The organism is Gordonia sp. (in: high G+C Gram-positive bacteria) (assembly GCF_047606305.1).
GTDB lineage: Bacteria > Actinomycetota > Actinomycetes > Mycobacteriales > Mycobacteriaceae > Gordonia.
Genome location: NZ_JASGER010000085.1, coordinates 1 through 5,052, shown reverse-complemented (window position 1 = coordinate 5,052; position 5,052 = coordinate 1). Strand labels below are relative to the sequence as shown.

Genomic DNA, 5,052 nt, shown 5'->3' with positions numbered 1-5,052 from the left:
GGACGCCGTCGATGTCGCCGGACAGCTGTCGCTGCCCGCCCGCGTCGTGGGATTCGACGGGGCATCGCCGGAGCTGCGCGCCGCTCTCGCCGACTCTGCTGCGGTCGTGTCCACCGTGCCCGCCACGGCCGCGGCGCGCCTCGTCGACGCCGTGCAGACCCCGATCCGATTCGTCGACGCGATCTACGACCCGTGGCCGACGCCACTCGCCGCTCGCGTCGCCGAGGCGGGCGGCACCGTGGCCGGCGGGCTGGTCATGCTGTTGAATCAGGCCTATCGGCAGGTCGAGCTGTTCACCGGACGGCCGGCCCCCCGAGCCGCGATGGCCGCCGTTGTCGCCTAGGCCGTCCACAACCGCTCCCTGTGCACAGGCCGCGGTGCGGTGCGGCCTGACGCCGGTAGGGGCGGTCGACATCACGGCCAGGCTGGTCCGGTGGGCTGTGTCGTGGCGCTGTGGTTGCTGACGGTCGGGGAGGTCGACCGGCGCACTGGTCGCCTGCCGACGGTCATGCTGTGGCCGGGAATCGCCGCGGTGACCGTGACCGGCTCGGTCGGCGGTGAACACCGGCTGCTGGTGGCGGCCGTCGCGGCCTGCACGCCCTATGTGATCGCCGGGATGATAGGGCTGGTGGGCGGGGGAGATGTCAAGCTCGCCTTCGTCGTCGGCGGCCTGACCGGCGATCCCAGCGCGGCGCTCGTGGTCGTGTGCGCGGCACAGTTGATCGCCGCGGTGGGCTTCGCCCGAGCCGGGGGTCGAGCCCGTCCGCACGGTCCGGCGCTGGCCGGGAGCGCCGCGGTGATCGTGGCCGCGGGCTGAGGCGGTCGGCCGGATTCGGAGCACGGCGGCGTGCATGGAAGAATCGGGAACCGTGCTGCGCTGGATCACCGCTGGAGAATCGCACGGGCGCGCCCTGGTGGCGCTCGTGGAGGGAATGGTCGCCGGGGTCGAGGTGACCTCGGCCGATGTCGCCGAGCAATTGGCCCGTCGACGACTGGGCTATGGCCGCGGCGCGCGGATGAAGTTCGAGGCCGACGAGGTGACCCTGCTGGCCGGGATGCGACACGGCCGCACGCTGGGCAGTCCCATCGCCATCGAGATCGGCAACACCGAGTGGCCCAAGTGGGAGCAGGTGATGGCGCCGGACCCGGTTGACGCCGAGGAGCTGGCGGCGAGCGCACGCAACGCGCCGCTGACCCGACCCCGTCCCGGCCACGCCGACTATTCCGGAATGCTCAAGTACGGATTCGACGACGCCCGCCCGATCCTGGAGCGGGCGAGTGCGCGGGAGACCGCCGCCCGCGTCGCGGCCGGCACCGTGGCCCGTCAGTTCCTGCGCCAGGTGGCCGGGATCGAGATCGTCTCGCACGTCGTCTCCATCGGCGCGAGCGACCCCTACGACGGCCCGACCCCCGGCCCCGCCGATCTGGCGGCGATCGACCAGAGTCCGGTGCGGGCGTTCGGCGAGGCCGCCGAGTCCTCGATGATCGCGGAGATCGAGGCGGCCAAGAAGGACGGCGACACACTCGGCGGCGTGGTCGAGGTCGTGGCCACCGACGTCCCCGTGGGACTCGGCTCGCACATCAGCGGCGAGACGCGACTGGATGCCCGCCTGGCCGGCGCCCTGATGGGCATTCAAGCCATCAAGGGCGTCGAGGTCGGCGACGGCTTCGAGACCGCCCGCCGTCGCGGCAGCGCGGCCCACGACGAGATGGTGCCCGGCGCCGACGGTGTCGAGCGGTCGACCAACCGGGCCGGCGGCCTTGAGGGCGGGATGACCAACGGTCAGGCCCTGCGCGTCCGGGCGGCGATGAAGCCCATCTCGACGGTTCCGCGCGCCCTGTCCACCGTCGACATGACGACCGGGGAGAGCGCGAGCGCGATCCACCAGCGCTCCGATGTCTGTGCCGTTCCCGCCGCGGGCGTCGTGGCCGAGGCGATGGTCGCACTGGTGCTCGCGCAGGCGGTCCTGGAGAAGTTCGGCGGCGACTCACTCACCGAGACGACGGCGAACCTCGACGCCTACCGGGAGCGGATCGCCGCGCGACCGCCCCGCCATGGGTAATCGGCTGGGCCACGGCCCCGTACTGGTCCTCACCGGCTTCATGGGGGCTGGCAAGTCGACGATCGGTCGGGCGGTCGCACAACGGCTCGGAGTCGACTTCCTCGATACCGATGCCGAGCTGGAGCGAAGCGCGGGCCGCAGCGTCGCCGAGGTCTTCGCGGCCGAGGGGGAAGCCGGTTTCCGTGAACTCGAGCGCACGATCGTCACGAGTGTGCTCGCCGGCTTTCCCGGCGTCGTGGCCCTCGGTGGCGGCTCGGTGACCGTACCGGCCATCCGGGGCGCGCTGGAGGGACACCGTGTCGTCCACCTGCGGATCACCCCGGCCGTGGGGTACGCGCGGGTCGAACAGTCCGATCGTCCGCTGTTGGCCGTCGACGATCCGCACGCCGAATACGCCCGACTGCTGCAGGAGCGCACGGCGCTCTACGAGCAGGTCGCCACCGAGACCGTCGACGCCGACCGCGCGGTGCAGGACGTCGTCGACGACGTCCTGGCGATCGTGCACCGACCACCCACCGATCGAAAGGGCCCCGAGTCATGAGCGAGCCAGTCCGGATCGGCGTCAACGCCGCGTCGCCCTACGACGTCGTCATCGGCCGCGGGCTGCTCGACGAGGTCGCCACGGCCGCCGCGGGCGCCGACAAGATCGCCATCCTCTATCAGCCTCCGCTGCAGGCCACCGCCGAGCAGATCCGCGGCTTCCTCGCCGACAAGGGTTTCGACGCCCACCGCGTGGAGATCCCCGACGCCGAGGCGGGCAAGGACCTGCAGGTTGCGGCGTTCTGCTGGGACGTGTGCGGCCGGATCGGCCTCAAGCGCAACGACAAGATCATCAGCCTGGGCGGCGGCGCCGCCACCGACCTCGCCGGATTCGTGGCCGCCACGTGGATGCGGGGGATCGGGGTCATCCACATCCCGACGACGCTGCTGGCCATGGTCGACGCGGCCGTCGGCGGCAAGACCGGCATCAACACCGACGCGGGCAAGAACCTCGTCGGGGCCTTCCACGAACCCGACGCCGTCCTCATCGACATCGCGACCCTGGAGACCGTGCCGCGCAACGAGGTGATCGCCGGGATGGCCGAGGTCGTCAAGACGGGGTTCATCGCCGACCCGGTCATCCTGGACCTGATCGAGGCGGATCCGGAGGGTGCGCTGGACACCAGCGGCGACCTGCTGCCCGAGCTGATCCGCCGCTCCGTGCAGGTGAAGGCCGACGTCGTCTCGGCCGACCTGAAGGAATCCTCGCTGCGCGAGATCCTCAACTACGGTCACACGCTCGGGCATGCGATCGAGCGGCGCGAACGGTATCGCTGGCGCCACGGTGCGGCCGTATCGGTGGGGCTGGTGTTCGCGGCCGAGTTGGCGCGCCTGGCCGGGCGTCTCGACGACGAGACGGCCGACCGTCACAAGCGGGTGCTGGAACTGATCGGTCTGCCCACGACCTACGACGCGGATGCGTTGGGCGATCTGCTGACCGGGATGGCCGGTGACAAGAAGAACCGGTCGGGGGTGCTGCGCTTCGTGGTGCTCGACGGGCTGGCCGAACCGGGCCGGCTCGAGGGACCCGATCCGGCGTTGATCGCCGCGGCCTATTCGGCGGTGGCGGCGGAGTAGTCCGCTTCCTCGCCGACGGCCTCGGCCTCGTCGTCCCACGTCTGCGCGCCCTTTGACTGTTCGCGGCGGACCAGCCAGCGGCCGACGCTCACGCCGACGAAGGCGGGGATGTAGACGAGCAGGGTCAAGAAGGAGATCCCGGCGGTCAGGGAGACGAAGATCGGGCGCGGCCCCATACCCGCGACCAGCGTGGTCCCGACGATCCAGCCGACGACCACGGCGATGGCGGCGGCCAGGAAGCCGGCCTTGAGCCACACCATGGTGAGGTCGGCATAGTCATCGGGATCCGGATTCGCGCGGGCGTCCCGGATGCCGTCGAAGCCGCCCCAGATGAGGGCGAACAGCACGATGAGGGCCAAGGCGATGATCCGCCACGTGGTCCCCATGGTGGCCGAGGATTCCATCAGGACACCGACCAGAATCCAGGCCGCCGTGACGAAGGCACCCATGACCAGGCCGCGCAGTAACCACGAAATCATGGGCTTAGGTTAGCGGTCCGCGGCAGTGAAGCCAATCACAGGGTGCGCTAGCGTGGCGGACATGCAGACCGCCGTCGCACCGGAATCGCCGCCGCCCCGCCGCCGCGAAGCCCTGCGCGAGGCCCTGCGCGAGGCGCATCCCGATCTCGACGCGCTGCTCGTGACGGATCTGGTGAACGTGCGCTACCTGAGCGGGTTCACCGGTTCCAACGGTGCCGTGCTCGTCGGCGCCGACGGGACCGACCTCATCAGCACCGACGGCCGCTACACCGTCCAGGTGGCCGAACAGGCCGGCGATCTTCCCCTGGTCGGGGCCCGCGATGTGGCAGGAGCTCTGGTGGCTGCGGCAGTCGACGCCGGTGCGAGGCGGATCGGCGTCGAGGCCGACGCGATGAGCGTCGGGCAGTACGACGGGTTGCGCGCCGACGGCGCGGCCACGCTGTCCCCGACGTCCGGGATGGTGGAGTCCCTGCGCCAGGTCAAGGATCCGGGCGAGGTGACCGCCATCGCCGCGGCGTGTGAGGTCGCGGACCGGGCGCTGGCGCAGCTCGTCACCGACGGGGTGATCGCGCCGGGGCGCACCGAACGGGAGGTCGCACGGGCACTCGAGTGGGCGATGTACTCCCACGGTGCGGCGGCAATCGCCTTCGAGACCATCGTCGCGACGGGAGCCAATTCGGCCGTTCCGCACCACCGGCCCACCGACGCGATCCTCGCCCGCGGCGACTTCGTGAAGATAGACTTCGGCGCCGTCGTCGACGGGTACCACTCGGACATGACTCGTACCTATGTGCTGGGTACGGCCCAGCCGTGGCAGCGCGAGGTCTACGACCTCGTGGCGGCCGCGGCGCAGGCCGGTCGCGCGGGCGCTGTCGCCGGCGCGTCGGGCGCCG

6 protein-coding genes and 1 pseudogene are annotated in these 5,052 nt (G+C 71.4%); 6 read left to right on the top strand and 1 reads right to left on the bottom strand.

Features of this window, described 5'->3' with window-relative positions; all coding sequences use genetic code 11:
• The 5 genes and pseudogenes from QM634_RS12480 to aroB form a co-directional block, all read left to right on the top strand.
• Window positions 1-343 (top strand): annotated as a pseudogene (locus QM634_RS12480) (shikimate dehydrogenase); the annotation flags it as partial.
• Window positions 344-433: 90 nt separating this feature from the next.
• Window positions 434-817 carry a prepilin peptidase gene (locus QM634_RS12475; protein WP_415043100.1) on the top strand — a complete coding sequence of 128 codons (384 nt, stop codon included), beginning with the start codon at window positions 434-436 and terminating at the stop codon, window positions 815-817.
• Between the two features lie 34 nt (window positions 818-851).
• Window positions 852-2,063, top strand: coding sequence for a chorismate synthase (aroC, locus tag QM634_RS12470; RefSeq protein ID WP_415043099.1), 1,212 nt, complete (start codon window positions 852-854; stop codon window positions 2,061-2,063).
• Window positions 2,056-2,604 carry a shikimate kinase gene (locus QM634_RS12465; protein WP_415043098.1) on the top strand — a complete coding sequence of 183 codons (549 nt, stop codon included), beginning with the start codon at window positions 2,056-2,058 and terminating at the stop codon, window positions 2,602-2,604. Before aroC ends, QM634_RS12465 begins: the two co-directional genes overlap by 8 nt.
• Window positions 2,601-3,680, top strand: a complete 1,080-nt coding sequence (aroB, locus tag QM634_RS12460; protein ID WP_415043097.1) for a 3-dehydroquinate synthase — start codon at window positions 2,601-2,603, stop codon at window positions 3,678-3,680. The genes QM634_RS12465 and aroB overlap by 4 nt, the downstream gene beginning before the upstream one ends.
• Here the strand turns inward: aroB and QM634_RS12455 are convergent.
• Entirely contained in the window at window positions 3,656-4,159 is a 504-nt protein-coding gene (locus QM634_RS12455; RefSeq protein ID WP_415043096.1) for a B-4DMT family transporter, read from the bottom strand. The two genes, aroB and QM634_RS12455, sit on opposite strands and share 25 nt — an antisense overlap.
• Window positions 4,160-4,220: 61 nt before the next feature.
• On the opposite strand from QM634_RS12455, the gene QM634_RS12450 reads away from it, so the two are divergent.
• Window positions 4,221-5,052 (top strand): M24 family metallopeptidase (locus tag QM634_RS12450; RefSeq protein ID WP_415043095.1); only part of this gene is annotated, 832 nt, incomplete at its 3' end.